Genomic DNA, 17,780 nt, shown 5'->3' on the forward strand with positions numbered 1-17,780 from the left:
ATGGAAAATAATTTTTATACGCAGAAAACTAAATCATTGAAATTCAAAAGTGATTTAATTCAATTTTGTTGCTGTGAATTCTTAATTTTACTAAAAGAATTTAAAAAGATTACGGAGAATTTATGTCGATAGTACTTAATGGATCAGGATTAACAGTTGAAAAGTTAGTTAAGGTAGCGCGTCATGGAGAAAAAGTTGAGTTGGATAAATCTGCATTAGAGCGAATCAAGAAATGCAGAGCAATGCTCGAAAAAAAAATTGAAGCCCACGAAACAATGTACGGTGTTAACACCGGCATCGGGGAATTTTCTGAAGTGGTCTTAAATGATGAGCAAGTAAAAGAATTTCATAAATATTTAATTTATAATCATTCGGCTGGAATCGGCGAACCGGTTGCTATTGAATATGTGCGCGGCGCAATGACAGGAAGAATTAACGTGCACGCACATGGAAATTCAGGCTGCAGACCTGAAATTACCCTTACCCTTGTTGATATGTTAAACAATGAAGTCACTCCGGTAGTTTGCCAAAAAGGTTCTGTTGGTGCCTGCGGCGACTTGGCACCCATGTCGCAGATTGCACTTTTAATGATGGGGGAAGGTGAAGCGTTTTACAAGGGTGAAAGACTTCCCGGTAAAGTTGCATTTGAAAAAGCAGGAATTAAAATTCCCGGATTAATGGCACGAGACGGACTTGCAACAATTAACGGCGCTAACTTACTAACTGCTATGAGTGCAATCCATCTTTATGATATTAACAGATGGTTAAAGCAGGCAGAAATTGCGGCTGCGATGTCTCTCGAAGCTTTGTATGCTAATATGAAGCCTTATGACAAACGACTTCATGAGCTTCGCGGTTTTAAAGGTGCGATAAGAAGTGCAGCATCAATAAAAAAATGTATCCAGGGAAGTGATTTGCTTAGCGGTAAGTTGAAAATAAAAGTTCAGGATGCTTACTCAATGCGCTCAACACCGCAAGTTATCGGTGCTGCTCATGATGTCGTTCGTTATGCGAAAGAGCAAATCGAAACTGAATTAAACGGCGTGGGTGATAATCCAATTTTTCTTCCGGACGAAAATTTAACCTTAACCGGTGCCAATTTTCAGGGAACACCCGTTTCGCTTCCAATGGATATTGCGGGAACAGCGGTTACAATGGTTAGTGTTCTTTCTGAAAGAAGATTAAACAGACTTTTAAATCCTGCTCTTAGTATTGGACTGCCTCCCTTCCTTACAAAGGGAGCGGGAATGTTTTCAGGGCTGATGTTAAGTCAGTACACTGCCGACTCATTAATAGTTGAGCAGAAAATTCTTTCTGCTCCTGCTTCGATTCAATCTATTCCTGCAGCAGCAGATCAGGAAGATTTTGTTTCGATGGGAATGAACACTGCAATAAAAAATTCTCAAATAATTGATAACGCTTACGGAGTTTTAGGGATAGAATTTATGGCGGCGGCACAGGCTTTAGATTTTCGTGATTTCCAAACAGGCAAGGGTGTAGCAAAAGCTAAGGAAGTAATTCGCCGGCATGTAAGTCATCTTGATGTTGATAGACCGCTTTATAACGATCACAACAAAATGAAAGCACTTGTTAAGTCCTGCGAAATTCTTGAAGCAGTTGAAAAAGAAGTTGGAAGTTTAGAATAAAATTTGATTCTGATTAAGAGTTAGGCCGCTTCAGCAAGCCTTTCACTACATCCAACTCAGTTTCGGATCTTTAGTTCAAAGCTTTAGTTTATTTGTCTTTGGTAGTAACTTAACGGCAATGATTTCATCACAGACAAAAAATTCAAGCTCTTGCTGAATTATTTGCTATAATTATTTAATTTGATCTAAATTTCTTGGTCGTTGCTCCCGCCCACTCCCTGATGATAGATAAATCCTGGTTCGATAATTTTATTTCGGGATGAATTAGTGTATAAGTACCAAGAGGCATTTCACCACTTTCTACTTCTTCCCAGATTTCTCGTCTGGTTTTATCAACATCGCCGGGTGACATCTTACCCCAATTGGAAAAATTTAAATGTTCTCTACCTTCGTTTACATCTTTAATGATTAACCAGGAAACAGGCGCAATATCGGAATACCATAACCAATTCGTTTCATTCGAATGACAATCGTAGCACGATTTTTTAAATACTTCTGACACCAGTTTAGGAGCTCTTATTTCTGCTTCTACTGGAGGGTTAGTTTTTTCTACAGGAATAAATTGAATACCTACAAACACGATTATCAGCAATAAAAATATCTTTTTCATTTTTGTTCCTTTGATTTATGAAGATATATTTTTCGCACTTAAAATTTTATTAGCTTGTTCTAAAATATTTTCAATAGTAAAGCCAAATTTTTCAAATAAAATTTCTATAGGAGCAGAAGCGCCAAATGATTCCATACTAATTGATATGCCTTCGTCTCCAACATACTTTTGCCATCCCTGGCTAACACCCGCCTCAATAGAGATTCTCTTTTTAATGTTTGGAGGTAGCACAGTGTTTTTATATTCATCGTTTTGTTTCTCAAATAATTCCCAGCTAGGAAAGCTAACTACTGTTACATTTCTTCCAACAGCTTCAAGTGCTTCAGAAGCTTTTAATGCTAATGAAACTTCAGAACCGGAAGCCATTAAGATCAAATCCGGTTTTGATTTTGAGTCTTTTAAAATATACGCCCCCTTTAAGAGATTTTCGGCTGAAGAATATTTTTTCTGATCGAGAATTGGTAACCCCTGCCTCGTTAGTATCAATGCCACGGGACTTTCTTTATGTTCGATAGCCGCTAACCATGCGACGGAAGTTTCGTTTGCGTCTGCAGGTCTGATTACAATCAGTCCGGGGATTGCACGCAAAGAAGCAAGATGTTCGACAGGCTGATGAGTTGGTCCATCTTCGCCAAGCCCGATACTGTCGTGAGTAAAAACATAAATCGGTTTTATTTTTGAAAGCGATGCAAGCCGTATGGAAGGGCGCAGATAATCTGAAAAAACTAAAAAAGTTGCGCCGTATGGAATCACTCCGCCGTAAATCGCCATTCCATTCATTACCCCCGCCATTCCATGTTCGCGAATTCCGAAGTGAAAATTTCTGCCGGAGTAATTCTCAGATGAAAAATTTTTATAATCTTTTAAGAAAGTATTATTTGATGGTGCAAGATCAGCAGATCCGCCAATCAGAGTGGGAAGGGAGGAAGCTATTGAATTAAGAACTTTTCCCGATGCTGCACGCGTTGCCATCTTCTTCCCATCATCTGCAAACACCGGTAATTTTAATTTCCATTCATTGCCAGATTCTCCATGCATTACTGCAGAAAATAATTTTGCCTCTTCAGTATATTTTTTTTGATAATCTAAAAATTTTCTATTCCATTCTTCTTCTTCTGATTTTCCATTCACTTGTACTTGCTTAAAAAATTCTTTTACTTCATCGGGAATAAAGAAAGGTGTTTCTTCCTGCCAGCCCAAATTTTGCTTTGTAAGTTTTATCTCTGCCTCTCCGAGCGGTGAGCCGTGAGCGTCGGATGAATCTTGCTTATTCGGACTGCCGAACCCAATGTGTGTTTTTGTAATTATGAGGGAGGGTTTGTCAAAAACATTTTGTGCATTCGTCACTGCGGCTTCAAGACTCGCAACATCATTTACATCTTTCACAGTTTGAACATGCCAGCCGTAAGCATCAAATCTTTTTTGAATATCTTCAGAGAAAGCAAGAGACGTTGATCCATCAATTGTAATTTTATTATCATCGTAAAAGAAAATTAATTTGCCAAGTTTAAGATGACCTGCAAGCGAAGCACTTTCGTGAGAGATTCCCTCCATCAATTCACCGTCGCTGCAAATTCCATAAATAAAATGATCAATCAACTTTATATCATCTTGATTAAATAACGATGCAAGGTAGGCTTCAGCTATTGCCATTCCCACAGCGTTAGAAAACCCCTGCCCGAGCGGACCGGTAGTTGTTTCAACTCCGGGTGTTAATCCAAATTCCGGATGTCCCGGTGTGATGCTTCCCCATTGCCGGAAATTTTTTAACTCATCTAACGAAACACCATAACCGGATAAGTGAAGTATCGAATAAAGCAGCATGCTTCCGTGCCCGGCGGAAAGAATAAACCTGTCGCGGTTTAACCATTTCGGGTTTGCCGGGTTGTGCCTCATTATTTTTGAGTATAGCAAATAAGCAATCGGTGCGCAGCCCATCGGCATTCCCGGATGACCTGAGTTTGCTTTTTGCACTCCTTCTATGGCTAAAAATCTGATTGTGTTTATGGTTAATTGTTCAATATCTTTTTTATGATTCGTCATTTAGTATTTCCAGAGAATATAGATGAATTAGACATGATAATTTTTATTTCAAATATATTAAAAACTTCACGATTATTTTGGTTTAACTTAAAGCAAAGTAGTGAGAGAATTTGTCAAAGAAGGGACAAGTAGCACAGACAATCCTGTCTGTGTACTCTTAGTTACTTATAGTTTGTGGACAATAACCAATAATCACAACGAGATAGCTACAGACATATATTCACAGGCAGGTTAAATTTTTAAATTTTCAAGCAGTTCTTTCATATCATCCGGCAATTCGGAATCGAATTTCATAAACTCATTTGTGTGGGGATGAATAAATCCAAGTGTCTTTGCGTGCAATGCCTGTCTCGGCATGACCTCAAGTAGGTTTTGTATTCTGCTTTTCATTTTTGGCTGATCAGCACCAAAATGAATTTTATCACCGCCGTAAGTAGCATCACCAAATATCGGATGATTTGAAGCTGATAGATGAACTCGTATTTGATGAGTTCTTCCTGTTCTTAATCGTAGTTTTAGATAAGAGGCAAATTCGAATTCCTCAATTACGTAATAAAGCGTAATTGCTTGTTTGCCTTCGATACGGCTTACTGCAAATTTTTTTCTATCCTGTTTACTTCGGGTTATCAGCGTATCAAAAACACCTTCGGGTTCGTCCATCTTTCCCCAGCAAATAGCGTGATATTCTCTTTCAGCCGTATGCTTAAAAATTGCAATGCAAGTTTCTGATGAGTAACATCGTCTTTAGCAACGACAAGCAAGCCGCTTGTATCCTTGTCAATCCTGTGAACAATGCCCGGTCGAATCGGCTCTCTTGTTTCACTCAATTGGCTTGTGTGGTGAAGCAAAGCATTTACAAGTGTTCCTGTATAATTGGAATAAGCCGGATGTGCAACCATTCCTGCCGGTTTATTAACGACAATCAGGAAATCATCTTCGTAAACAATATCAAGTGGAATATTTTCAGGCTCAGCTTTTTCGGGGCGGGGGGAGATGGGAATGATTGCTTCAACAATATCGCCGGCTTTAACTAAGTAATTTGATTTTACGTATCGCCGGTTTACCCAAACAAACTTTGTATCAATTAGTTTTTGTACTCTGGAACGGGTTGCATTTTCGATTGAGTTGGTAAGAAAAATATCGCGGCGTTCTTTCGTCTTTCCTGCGGGGAAGTTCAAACTTGTATGTCTTTTGACTTATTATCTTGCTCATCTTCTCTGCTTTTGGTAAAAGACTTTTCGGAAGAATTATTTTCTTCATTACCGATTATTTCTTCAACAGTGTTTTTATCATCATTTAATAAGGAGCCTGTTTCGTTTACACTAACTGATTCAATTGTTTCTTCTTTTTATGAAAGTTATAAAAGAGCAGAAGTATTAAAACACCAATCGTAACTGAAGCATCTGCTATGTTAAAGATAGGCCATCTATCGTAATGCTTCCCAAGAATTGAGAAATCAAAAAAATCCACATCAAAAAAATCAACTACCTTTCCATAAAATAGAGGGGCGTAGCCGTAAAATACTCCATAGAATACTCTATCAATTAGATTGCCGATTGCACCACCAAGTATAAAGGCAATTGAAAGACGTAATGGGAATTTTTGATTTTTTATTTTAAAGAGATAAAAAAGCAGTCCAATGCTTGCTATAACTGAGAAGACCGAAATTGCTAATTTAAAATCTATACCGGGATCAAAGCCAAATGCAAGCCCGGGGTTTTCAATGAAGGTAATCCTGAAAAATTCACCAATCACCGGAATAATTTCGCCGGGATACATACCTTCAATCTTAAAATTAATTATCGGGAATGAAATGCCCTTCACATAAACTTTAGAAACCTGGTCTAAAACGATTACAATGAGTGAAATGAAAAGAACTCTCAATTATTCACCCGGCTCTGCTAAAATTTTATCTTCAGTTTCAAGTTCTGATGAAGATGGTTTTTGTTTGCGGTGATAAGAAAAAATAAGCATTAAAACCCCAAGTGTAACAGCAACATCTGCAACATTAAAAATATAATTGCCCATCGTTTTGTTGAAAAAATAGAATCTGAAAAAACTGACATCAAAGAAATCCACCACCTTGCCTTGAAGTAAAGGAGCGTAACCATAGAATACTCCATAAAAACTCTATCAATCAGGTTGCCGAATGCACCGCCAATAATTAAAGCAAGCGATAAACGCTGCCCGATGTTTTCTTTACTTACAAAGAAGAAATAAATCAGCAGACTAAACGATGCGATGATTGTAAGAATGGAAATAAGCAGTTTAAATTCTCCACCGAAGTCTATGCCAAATGCGATGCCTGGATTTTCAACAAAAGTCAAATGTAAAACATGATCTATCAGCGGAGTTTTTCTTCCGTAAGGCAAGCCGCTATTAGAAAATTCAAGAAAGGAATATTGAATCCCTTTACATATAGCTTCGAAATCTGATCGGCGAGAACTATCCCGAAAGAAATTAGTAATAGTTTCAAATTGTGTGCTTAAAATTTTCTGAAAAATAATGATAGACTTTTTATTTTTTCTCCTGTTTTTGTTTTATTGGTAAGCAGAGCTGACTATGCGGTACAGCTTCAAGCCTTGCTTTTGGAACAAGGGGGCAGGTATCACACAAATGCTGAGGTTCTTCAATACACTCGAGGCAAATTCCGTAAGTTCCGGCATCTATTCTTTTCAGAGCATCGTCGAGATAACCAAGAAATTTATTTTCGCGCTGAGCATAGAGAAAAGTTTTTTCTCGTTCCATAGCGTCTGTACCCTGTTCAGCCATGTGAAGTGAGTAAGGAGAATTTTCGTTAATGTATTCGCCTGTTGTTGGATCGAGCATTTGCTCTTTAAATTTTGAAGTTGTTCAATTATTTCATCCCGCTTTTCAAGAATAATCTTTCTAAAATGGGCAAGATCTTCTTTGCTGTAACCTTTATTTTTGTGATTGGCTTAGTCTTGGGGACTTCTATTGGTTCTATTTTTTTAACAACTTTAGTTTGCTTCGGTTCTTTCATTACAATTTTTTTTGTGACTTTCTGTTTAGGTGTTTTAACTGGTTTTTTTGTCTTGCTCGGTGGAGCAGTTTTAACTACTGGAGATGTTTTTTTCTTTACAATTTCTTTGACTACTTTTTTCTTAGTTACAGTTTTAGGCATAATCTTTTTTACAACCTTAGTTATCTTCTTCGGAGTTTTTTTTTTTTTTTAATCGAAGCTTTCTTAACTGTCGTTTTTTTAGCTGGTGCTTTTTTAGTGAGTGTTTTTTTAGCCATTATATGGTCTCCTTTATTTAGGAATTTGCTTTTTCAATTTTAATTAAACAGTCTTGTTCGCCTATTTTCCATTCTTGATTAAATCCACCGTCTGAAATTTCACTTTGCAAAATTTGAATTGCTAAAGTTTCACTTGCAATATAATCTTTGTGAATTGAAACTGCGATGAAAAATTTCGTCCGAAGCTTTATAATAAATTTTTATTTTATCAATTACTTCAAATCCTGCATCTTTTCTCATATTCTGAATTCTATTAACAAATTCTCGTGCGAGACCTTCAGAAATTAGTTCATCATTAAGTTCCGCATCTATTGCAACAGTGACCCCGACTTCACTTTCTACAACCCAACCTTTGATCTCACTGCTGATAATTTCAACATCACTTTGCGAAATTTCAATTTTTGAATCTGCAATATTAAGAAAAATACTTTTACCTTCTTCAAGAATTTTTATTTGATTTCCATCTAATTCGGTTATAGCCGCAGCAACAGATTTTACCATTTTACCAAATTTGGGTCCAATAGATTTGAAATTAGCCTTTGCAGTTTTACTAACTATTTCAGAATCATTTTGAAGAACGATAAGTTCTTTGATGTTAACTTCTTCAAGAATAACATCTTTCATTTTAGAAAGGGCATCTCTTTTGCTGCTTTCAACTACCACCATCATTTTGCTCAAAGGCTGGCGAACCTTTTAAATTATTTTTTGCTCTCATAGCGCGGGCAATTGAAACAACTTGCTGAGCAACTTCCATTTTATCTTCAAGAGATTTTTCAGAATAGGTTACTGCTGGAAATTCTGATAAGTGCACCGAATCAAATTTTTCCAGTTTTGTTATCGAGTTAAGATTCTGATAGATTTCTTCAGAGATGAAGGAGCGAAGGGGGAAGTAAGTTTCGAAACGGTTATTAAGCATTCATACAAAGTCTGGTAAGCGGAAATTTTATTCTCATTCATTTCAGATTTCCAGAATCTTCTTCTGCATCTTCTTACGTACCAATTTGAAAGCTGATCAATTGTGAAATTTGAAACAGCACGAGCTGCCTTGGTAACATCATAATTATCCATCAGGTTTTCATATTCTGTTACTAACGAATTTAATTTTGAAATAATCCATCTATCTATTTCGGGTCGCTGTTCATAAGCAATTGCAGGTGATGAAAACTCGAACTTGTCAATATTCGCATAGAGCACTAAGAATGAATAAGTATTGGTCAATGTTCCGAAAAATTTACGTTGTACTTCGACCAATCCTTCTTCATCAAATAAAGTCGGACGCCAGGGCGGGCTGTTTGTTACGAGATACCAGCGTGTAGCGTCGGCGCCATATTTATCAAATAAAATAAAAGGATCAACTGTATTGCCTTTCGACTTTGACATTTTCAAGCCGTTTTTGTCAAGTATCAATTCGTTCACAATTACATTTTTAAATGCGACACTATCAAAAAGCATTGTTGCGATAGCATGAAGAGTGTAGAACCACCCGCGTGTCTGGTCAATCCCTTCGCAAATAAAATCTGAAGGGAAAAAGTTTTTTCAAATAGTTCTTTATTCTCAAAAGGGTAATGATATTGAGCAAAGGCATTGCGCCCGAATCAAACCAAACATCAATTAATTCAGGTGTGCGTTTATAAACTTTTCCGTTTATTTCAAAAATTATTCGATCAACAAATGGTTTGTGAAGATCAATTTCTTTTAGTTCGAAACGGGTGTTCGAACTCCGTTATCTTCATAAAAACCTGTTTTCAATTCCTCGATACTTCCTACTGCAATCATATCGCCGTCTTCACTAACCCAGATTGGAAGGGGGGTAGCCCAAAATCTATCGCGCGAAAGTGCCAAGTCTTTATTTTCTTCGAGCCAGTTGCCAAACCTTCCTGCGCCAACTTCGGGCGGCTGCCAATTAATCGTTTTGTTTAGTTCCACCATCCTGCCTGCAATCGAAGTTGTTTTGATAAACCATGACTCGCGTGCATAATAAATTACCGGAACATTTTCGTGCCGCCAGCTAAAAGGATAAGTATGAGTGATGGTTTCCTTTTTGTAAAGCTTACCGTCATGTCTTAATTTTTGAATAATTCCGGCATCTGCATCTTTACGAATTGCCCGGCAAAGTCCGTAACTTCGGCTGTAAATAATCCACCGCGCGTAACCGGCTGCATCATCGGCAGATCATATTTTTTAGAGACTTCATAATCGTCTGCGCCAAAGGCCGGGGCAATATGAACCACTCCGGAGCCGTCTTCAGTGCTTACAAAATTTCCACAAACAACGTAAAAAGCTTTCTTATCTGCTTTAACGTAGTCAAACAACTGTTCGTAAAAAAATCCCTCAAGAGTTGATCCCTTAAACTCATCTATAATTTCATATTCACTATCAAGGACTGACAATCTTTCTTTTGCGAGAATGATTTTTTTGTCTTTATGATTTACTTTTACATAATCAATATCGGCACCGACAGCAAGTGCAACATTGGAAATCAAAGTCCACGGTGTTGTTGTCCATACTAAAATGAATTCATCTTTCTGTTCAAATTTGAATAAAACATAAACGGATGGATCTTTTGTTTCGCGATAGCCGAGCGCAAGTTCGTGCGATGACAAAACAGTTTCTGATTTGGGGTCCTGAGGAACAATTTTATAATCTTTATAAATAAGTCCTTTATCGAATAAAGTTTTTAGCGCCCACCAAACCGATTCGATATAGTTGTTTGTAAGTGTGATGTAGGCAGAATCAAGATCAATCCAGTAGCCCATCCTATCTGTCATCTTTTCCCAAAGATCGAGATAAGTGAAAACAGAATTGCGGCAGGCTTGATTGTATTTGTCAACGCCGTATTCAATCACTTCGCTTTTGTGTTTGATACCGAGACTTTTTTCGACTTCAATTTCGACCGGCAAACCATGAGTATCCCATCCGGCTTTACGCTCTACACGGTAGCCCTTCAGTGTTTTGTAGCGGCAGATCAAATCTTTAAGCGTACGCGCCATTAAGATGATGAATGCCAGGCTTGCCGTTTGCTGTTGGCGGTCCTTCATAAAAGGTGAATGATTTGGATTTATCTCTTGAGGAAATGCTTTTCTCAAAAGTTCTATTTGCTTTCCAGAATTCTAATATTTGTTGTTCAATTTCGGGGTAATTTATTTTTTCTAAATTTTGTTTAAACATTTTTTATGATTTATCAATTACTGTTGTTCGTATTTTTTAATTAATTCTTTTTCTGTTTGAATAAATTCTTTCAACTCTCTTTCGATTCTTTCTTTTCGCAGGATAATGTTTTTTGCCTGTGATTCTGCTTCAAAAATTATTTCTTTTGCTTTGAGCTGAGCTGTTTTTAATTCAAGGTCGGATTGTTTTTTTGATTCCTGCAGGATGCTTTCATAAACACGGATTTTTTCATTCGTTAGATCGGAGTCGCGTTTGGATGTAAGAATTTCTTCAATCGCCATTCCGAAAAATGCCATTGAGCCAAGCAAAATATTTCTCAAGCTGAATAAAATAAGGTTTTCGGAAAGTAATTCGCTTGCTCCAAAATATTCATTAAAAAATGAAATTGTAAAAATTGAAATTATTGTGACTGCAATAATTGTTGCGAAAACTACTTTGCCGCCGAAATTCCAGCCAAGTGATTTATTGATATACCACCCGCTTGCGAAGCACAGCATAGACATAACAAACCAAACGGCAAAATCATTTTCACCAAACTTGAATAAATCCGTTTGAAGAAAATCAGATGAGAAAATAAAAATTGCAAGTAAAACCGGAGCGGCATAGTGGGATAATTTCTTCATTTCCATTAAAGTCTCCTGATTACTTCTTTCATTATTAAAGTCATTTTTGGTTCTGCTGCCATTGCTGTTTCGATTATTTCCTGAACGTTTACGGGTTTGAGTGAATCAGGGAAGCATTCATCAGTAATAATGCTGATTCCAAGCACCTTCATTCCCATTTGGTTAGCCACAATATTTTCAGGGATGGTGGACATTCCCACCACGTCAGCACCGGTTGCACGGAGAAATCTGTACTCTGCTTTTGTTTCGAGATTAGGACCGGGTACAGCAACGTAAACACCTTTTTGGATTTTCAATTTATTTTCAAGTGCAATTTGTTCGGCAAGGTTTATCAGCTCTTGCGAATAAGGTTCGCTCATATCGGGGAAGCGCGGTCCGAGTTCATTTTCATTCGGTCCAATCAATGGATTATCGCCGAGTAGATTTATGTGATCGGTCATCAGCATAACATCACCTTTGCAAAATTGCGGATTCATTCCACCGCAGGCGTTTGATACAAGCAGTGTTTGCACACCGAGAAATTTCATTACGCGAATTGGATAAGTTATTTGCTGCATCGTGTAGCCTTCGTAATAATGAAACCTGCCTTGCATTGCCACCACCTTCTTATTTCCAATTGTGCCAAAAATTAATCTTCCTTTGTGAGATTCAACAGTTGAAATTGGAAAGTGCGGCAGATCGGAATAATCAATTTCGATATCAATTTTTATTTCACTGACTAAACCGCCAAGCCCTGTTCCGGAGAACAATTCCAACAGGGAAATTATCTGAAGTATGTTTTTTAATTACAGCTAAGGTTTGTTCTATTTTATTTTTTAATTCGCTCATATTATAAAATTTTATTAACTATATCATCAATGTTTAGATCGAGATCTTTTGATTCATCAGTTTTTCGAGGTGCAGGATTTTCTTCACCGGCATAAGCAACTTTTGTTTCGAGAAGATTCGATTGAGTGTTTACGATAGACTTAAGTCTTGCAATTAGAAAATCTTTTTCGTCGCGAAGTCTAATAACTGCATCACGTATTTCATTTGCTTGCTCGCGGGCTTTCTCTTCCTGCGCTTTTAATAAAGTATCCTGAAGATTTTTTCTATTCGCTTATAGTCATTAACTTTAATATTCAACTCATCTAATTCTCGTTTTAGTTTTTCGTTTTCTTTGTAAAGGTTGTCAAATTCATCAGCGAGTTTTTCGAGGAATGCTTGAACCTCTTCAGTTTCGTAGCCGCGCATTGACTTACTGAACTCTTGCTGTTTTATACTAAGCGGAGAAAACTTCATAACTCATTCCATTTTTTTGAATAATCTCTTTCACCAAAAATTGCTGAACCAATTCGCAGCATAGTTGAACCTTCTTCAATTGCAATTTCAAAATCACTTGTCATTCCCATTGAGAGTTCGCGTAATTGATAACCTTCAGAATTAAATTTTATTAATAAATTTTTAAATCTCTAAAACTTTTCTGATTAGAATTTCATTCTCGGTTAAAGGCGCCATTGTCATCAAGCCTAATGTATTTATATTTTTACTCAACTTACAAAATTTTAAAATATTTCTAACTTCATCTTCACTCTCGGCACCTGACTTGGTTTCTTCACCAGATGTTTTAACCTGCACCAAAATTTTCTGAACTTTTCCTATTACTTCAGCTTTTTTTGCTATCTCTTCTGCAAGTTCAAATGAATCAACTGAGTGGATAATCTCTGCACAATTCACAGCATATTTTACTTTATTCATCTGAAGATTGCCGATAAAATGCCAGGTGACTTTGCTGCCGATTTTTCAAATTTCAGATTTAATTCCTGCGCTTTATTTTCGCCAAAGTCTGAAATACCTGCATCAATTGCCTGATTGATTGCATCAATTCCAAAATACTTTGAGACTGCAATCAGCTTAATTTCATTAACGTTCCGACCGCATTCTGAACACTTTTTCTGAATCCGGTTTCGCAGTGCAACAATATTATTAGCAATCATTTCAAAATTAAGGTTGTGAATCTATACCTTAATTTACAGAAAATCAACGAAAATTTTGTTAGAAAAACCAGAGGAACAAACATTTACAAATTGAAAATCTTTGAGCTTTAACAGGAAGGTAATAGAAAATTATTAAAAAGGCAGCTAACCAAAGCTGCCTTGAAAGAAATGTCTTAGAATACTTTTGACATTTGATGTTATTTCTGAATTATCATTTTCTTAGTTTCAACGAAACCACCTGACCTTAATTGGTAGTAGTAAACTCCGCTGGACAGGCTGATATTCTGTCCTGCGTTAAACTCAACTTCGTACGTGCCGGGCTGCTGTGGCTCGTTTACGAGTGTGGCTACTTCGTTGCCAAGTATGTCATACACAAGAAGCCTCACCCCCAACCCCTCTCCAAAGGAGAGGGGAGTTGAAGGAATTGTATATTTTATTTTTGTTGTTGGATTAAATGGATTCGGGAAGTTCTGCTCAAGTGAAAATTCTGTTGGTGAAGTTACTTCAACCTCAACTGTGTTTGAATATTCAAAACTTCCATCAAAGTCAATCTGTTTTAATCTGTATTGATATTTTCCAGAAAAAAGATTTTCATCAGTGAAAGAATAACCCTTAGGTTCGGTTGTGGTCCCAAATCCGGGAACAAAACCGATGACCTCCAATCCTGTTTGACTATTGACGTTTGACATTTGACTTCTGCATTTCGAAGCCGCTGTTTTTGTCTCCGTAGCAGTCTGCCAGTTTAGCGAAACTGAGTTTTGCTGTGCTGTTGCTGTAAAGGAGATTAACTCGACAGGAACAATGTCGGAGGCAATTCTTAAGAGCATTACTTCTTGCTGAAACGTGACCTGGGTTTGATGTCCAGCAATTATATAATCTCCGTTGGCAGCCTGAACTACTGAGTAACAGACTGTACTAGAACCATAAAGTGATTCTGTATAGCTATTAATAAATTTTGTCCAAATAATTTCACCAATAGAATCAGTTCTGATAATCCAACCACGATTTTCAATATCAGGAGGAGAAGCCCCGCCAGCAACAATATACCCGCCATCACTTGTTTGCTGAACCGCATAACCATAGTCTGGTTCATTAGAATAATCATAAGTTTTTTCCCACTCTACATTGCCGAGTGAGTCGGTTTTTAGCAGAGCAACGTTCCAACTTTCACCTGTTATGCCACGCATTCCAGCAAGTATTAGTTTTGAATCCTCTGTTTCTTCAATTTGGCGAAATGAGTCGTAAGATTCATCGAATTTTTTTGTCCAAAGAGTATCACCAACTCCATTTGCCTTTAATATCCATTCTCGCTCTGTCGGAGTACCGGTTTTACCTACAATTAAAAGTTTTCATTTTCAACTTTTTTATAGAATAAGCAATGTCTTCACCACTACCACCATAAGTTTTTTCCCAAATATAATTACCATCCAAATCAATCTTCACTAGATATAGATTCGAATTTTTTTCTCCGGCTAAAACAAACCCATTTCCTACCGTTTCAAGCCTCCAACAAATATCATCATTGGTGCCACCTATTGTTTTTGTCCATAAACTATCGCCAAGTGAGTTTGTTTTTATTAAGTAATAATCCAATCCCCCAACACCAAATGAGTTTGTTGCTCCACCAACAATAAAACCTCCATCATCTGTTCGCTTTATTGAGTAGGCATAATCATCACCAGATCCGCCATAAGTTTTAGTCCAAAGTATATTTCCATCTGCATCTGTTTTTATCAACCAGACATCAAAACCCCCGCACCATAAGAGCCTGTATAACCCACTATAGCTATGCCACCATCATTTGTTTCAATAACTGCTCGGCCATAATCATCGGCTGTTGTTAGTCCGTAGTTTTTCTTCCATAAAATATTTTGGGCACTTAGGCTTAAAGTCAAAGTGGTGCAAAAAATTATCGTTGTCAAAATTATTTTTTCCATTTTAGCATCTCCTATTCCGCATTATGTTTTACACAAAAATCAGTTAAGGTATCTGCTTTGATCCAAGTGTTATTTAAATATAATACTGCGGTACTATCTGTATCATACTCTCCAACCGGGCAATCTTCTCCTATGAACGGATTATATCCTTCCGGGCTGTAAAAAGTATTATTCTTTATCCAACTAAATGGCATTGCATCTGCATTCTCTATTCTAAATGTTGGGCGATCGGCTCTGAATGATTCCAACCGGCAATTCTCAAAGTAACTATAAAATGCTCCGTTTAATGGATTCGCATCTTGTGTAACATCTATTGCTTTACCTCCGGCTATGTAACTGTTATATGCTCTCAATAATGGTTTTTCAGTTTGCGGGTCTTTGTAGCCTGCTTCTATTCCTGATTTTTTAGGATGAGCAGTGTTTATGTAACACTCATTGACTGTCAGCCTGCCAGCTTTGTGTATTGTTTGTCCATTTACATTATAAGAAATATCCGGGTTGCGAAATATATGTATCCCATCTCCCTGATATGTTGCCCCAGGTTCATCTACTCCTGCAGAATCAATAGTTGTTGAGTCCACTAAAACATCATAACCTGCCACCTGCATTCCGTCCCAGCCGCTATTTTTTATAGTTGATTGCCTGAATGTTCCGTTATCTCCAAATAGCTTTACTCCGCCGGGGGATTTAATTTCTTGAAGTGGCGGTCCAATAGGAACACCCCAAGCTGCCCAGCCACAGCTATCTACATAAAGATTATAGCCAAGAAAACTGCTTGAGAAAGAACCAACCCTTATTCCAAACCATCGGAAACGTCTGATCTGTAAATCTTTGATAACTGCAAAGTCCACATTGTCTAAATCGAAACACTTTAGACTCCAGCTCAGTGTATCTTCCCTATCAGCGGAAGAAATACCTTCAAGTATCGTTTTGGATTTACTTTTGCCAATGAAGGAAATATTTACTAAGTCTTTAACGATAATAGAATCTACCAGAAAGGCAGAGTCCACAAGAAAGTAAGAAGTATTTGAAGCTAATTTGCCCTTCATATCTTTAAAGGAGTAAGCATTACTCCAACCGCTGCCTGAATGATCGCCTGTGCCGTGAGGTGTTACATACTTAGCAACATTGGGGGTACGCTGTTGTTATCTCCCAATAAATTGGAATTAGTGTTATTATAATTAGCAGCTATAAAACAATAAACTGCCGCAAATAATAGAACCGATCGAACAAGAATGATTTTCATCAGAACCTCCTGAAATATTAATTAAACAATATCAAATAAGTTATTTACCTCCGCTGATAAAATTTCCAGAAGCATATTACAAATAGAAAAAGAGAAAGTCAATAACCTGAATGCGTGAAAATAGAAGATGACATCCTTCTTATCGGGATGTCATCTTTATGTATCAAATCAGCGGAGTAAAATCATCTTCTTAGTTTCAACAAAACTGCCTGACCGTAGTTGATAGTAGTACACTCCGCTGGACAGGCTGATAGCCTGTCCTACGTTAAACTCAACTTCGTAAGTGCCGGGCTGCTGTGGTTCGTTTACAAGTGTTGAGACTTCGTTGCCGAGTATGTCATACACAATAAGCCTCACCCCCAACCCCTCTCCAAAGGAGAGGGGAGTTGAAGGAATTGTATATTTTATTTTTGTTGTTGGGTTAAATGGATTTGGATAGTTCTGCTCAAGTGAAAATTCTGTTGGTGAAGTTATTTCAACTTCAACTGTGTTTGAGTATTCAAATGTTCCATCAAAGTCATTTTGCTTTAATCTGTATTGATATTTTCCAGCAGAAAGATTTTCATCAGTAAAAGAATAACTCTTGGGTTCAGTAGTAGTCCCAAACCCAGGGAATGAAAGCAATTTGATTCCATTCCAGATTGCTGACTGAAGACTGAGAACTGCCAACTTGTTTTCTCTCTACCTCAAACCCACTGTTATTTGTCTGCCAGTGCGAAACTGAGTTTTGGACTGTAAAGGAGATTAACTCGACAGGAACAATGTCGGAGGCAATTCTTAAGAGCATTACTTCTTGCTGAAACGTGACCGGGGTTGATGTCCAAGAAATTTTTAATCTCCTTTGGCTGCCCGAACTACTGAGTAACAGACTGTAACAAACTGATTCTGTATAGCTATTAATAAATTTTGTCCAAATAATTTCACCAATAGAATCAGTTCTGATAATCCAACCACGATTTTCAATATCAGGAGGAGAAGCCCCGCCAGCAACAATATACCCGCCATCACTTGTTTGCTGAACTGAATAACCATAGTCTGGTTCATTAGCATAATCATAAGTTTTTTCCCATTCTACATTGCCGAACGAATCGGTTTTAAGAAGAACGATATTTCTATCTCCTATAACAACACGAGTCCCAGTTAGTATCAGCTTACTATACTCTATTTCATAAACTTTATAGAATACTTCGTGCGACTCTGCAAATATTTTTGTCCAAAGCGTGTCCCCAATTTCATTTAACTTTAACAACCACGCTTCACACAGCCATTT

General features: G+C 37.3%; 15 protein-coding genes and 4 pseudogenes. 1 reads left to right on the forward strand and 18 read right to left on the reverse strand.

The features are described from left to right. Positions 1-122: 122 nt before the first annotated feature. Positions 123-1,646, forward strand: a complete 1,524-nt coding sequence (locus IPH11_13445; protein MBK6914596.1) for an aromatic amino acid lyase — start codon at positions 123-125, stop codon at positions 1,644-1,646. A gap of 175 nt (positions 1,647-1,821) precedes the next feature. Here the strand turns inward: IPH11_13445 and IPH11_13450 are convergent, their stop codons facing one another. The 18 genes and pseudogenes from IPH11_13450 to IPH11_13535 form a co-directional block, all read right to left on the reverse strand. Beyond that, positions 1,822-2,256 (reverse strand): heme-binding domain-containing protein, encoded by a 435-nt coding sequence (locus IPH11_13450; protein MBK6914597.1) that lies wholly within the window; start codon positions 2,254-2,256, stop codon positions 1,822-1,824. A gap of 15 nt (positions 2,257-2,271) precedes the next feature. Next, the gene (tkt, locus tag IPH11_13455; protein ID MBK6914598.1) at positions 2,272-4,299 is read right to left on the reverse strand and encodes a transketolase; all 2,028 of its coding nucleotides are present in this window, start codon (positions 4,297-4,299) and stop codon (positions 2,272-2,274) included. 231 nt (positions 4,300-4,530) lie between these two features. Next, a pseudogene (locus tag IPH11_13460) lies at positions 4,531-5,384 on the reverse strand (RluA family pseudouridine synthase). A gap of 232 nt (positions 5,385-5,616) precedes the next feature. After that, positions 5,617-6,183: a signal peptidase II gene (gene lspA / locus IPH11_13465; protein ID MBK6914599.1), complete on the reverse strand. Its 567-nt coding sequence runs from the start codon at positions 6,181-6,183 to the stop codon at positions 5,617-5,619. A gap of 89 nt (positions 6,184-6,272) precedes the next feature. After that, positions 6,273-6,671 carry a signal peptidase II gene (locus IPH11_13470; GenBank protein ID MBK6914600.1) on the reverse strand — a complete coding sequence of 133 codons (399 nt, stop codon included), beginning with the start codon at positions 6,669-6,671 and terminating at the stop codon, positions 6,273-6,275. Between the two features lie 145 nt (positions 6,672-6,816). Next, positions 6,817-7,128, reverse strand: a complete 312-nt coding sequence (locus IPH11_13475) for a TraR/DksA family transcriptional regulator (protein ID MBK6914601.1) — start codon at positions 7,126-7,128, stop codon at positions 6,817-6,819. Positions 7,129-7,156: 28 nt separating this feature from the next. Next, on the reverse strand, positions 7,157-7,444 hold the full coding sequence (locus IPH11_13480; protein MBK6914602.1) for a hypothetical protein: 288 nt from the start codon (positions 7,442-7,444) through the stop codon (positions 7,157-7,159). A 133-nt stretch (positions 7,445-7,577) separates the two neighbouring features. Next, positions 7,578-10,728, reverse strand: a pseudogene (locus tag IPH11_13485) (isoleucine--tRNA ligase). Positions 10,729-10,745: 17 nt separating this feature from the next. After that, positions 10,746-11,357, reverse strand: a complete 612-nt coding sequence (locus tag IPH11_13490) for a hypothetical protein (GenBank protein MBK6914603.1) — start codon at positions 11,355-11,357, stop codon at positions 10,746-10,748. After that, positions 11,357-12,179 (reverse strand): annotated as a pseudogene (locus tag IPH11_13495) (purine-nucleoside phosphorylase). The gene IPH11_13490 and the pseudogene IPH11_13495 overlap by 1 nt, the downstream one beginning before the upstream one ends. A 237-nt stretch (positions 12,180-12,416) precedes the next feature. Further along, on the reverse strand, positions 12,417-12,632 hold the full coding sequence (locus IPH11_13500; GenBank protein ID MBK6914604.1) for a DivIVA domain-containing protein: 216 nt from the start codon (positions 12,630-12,632) through the stop codon (positions 12,417-12,419). Beyond that, a pseudogene (locus IPH11_13505) lies at positions 12,629-13,327 on the reverse strand (YggS family pyridoxal phosphate-dependent enzyme). Before IPH11_13505 ends, IPH11_13500 begins: the two are co-directional and overlap by 4 nt. 197 nt (positions 13,328-13,524) lie before the next feature. Next, positions 13,525-14,154, reverse strand: a complete 630-nt coding sequence (locus IPH11_13510) for a T9SS type A sorting domain-containing protein (GenBank protein ID MBK6914605.1) — start codon at positions 14,152-14,154, stop codon at positions 13,525-13,527. Positions 14,155-14,656: 502 nt separating this feature from the next. After that, positions 14,657-15,064 (reverse strand): hypothetical protein, encoded by a 408-nt coding sequence (locus tag IPH11_13515; GenBank protein ID MBK6914606.1) that lies wholly within the window; start codon positions 15,062-15,064, stop codon positions 14,657-14,659. Beyond that, on the reverse strand, positions 15,061-15,264 hold the full coding sequence (locus IPH11_13520; protein ID MBK6914607.1) for a hypothetical protein: 204 nt from the start codon (positions 15,262-15,264) through the stop codon (positions 15,061-15,063). Before IPH11_13520 ends, IPH11_13515 begins: the two co-directional genes overlap by 4 nt. An 11-nt stretch (positions 15,265-15,275) precedes the next feature. Beyond that, the gene (locus tag IPH11_13525; protein ID MBK6914608.1) at positions 15,276-16,313 is read right to left on the reverse strand and encodes a hypothetical protein; all 1,038 of its coding nucleotides are present in this window, start codon (positions 16,311-16,313) and stop codon (positions 15,276-15,278) included. 365 nt (positions 16,314-16,678) lie between these two features. Next, entirely contained in the window at positions 16,679-17,179 is a 501-nt protein-coding gene (locus tag IPH11_13530) for a T9SS type A sorting domain-containing protein (protein ID MBK6914609.1), read from the reverse strand. Further along, positions 17,100-17,759: a hypothetical protein gene (locus IPH11_13535; GenBank protein MBK6914610.1), complete on the reverse strand. Its 660-nt coding sequence runs from the start codon at positions 17,757-17,759 to the stop codon at positions 17,100-17,102. Before IPH11_13535 ends, IPH11_13530 begins: the two co-directional genes overlap by 80 nt. Positions 17,760-17,780: the final 21 nt, after the last annotated feature.

It is taken from the genome of Ignavibacteriales bacterium, assembly GCA_016709155.1.
Lineage (GTDB): Bacteria > Bacteroidota > Ignavibacteria > Ignavibacteriales > Ignavibacteriaceae > JADJEI01.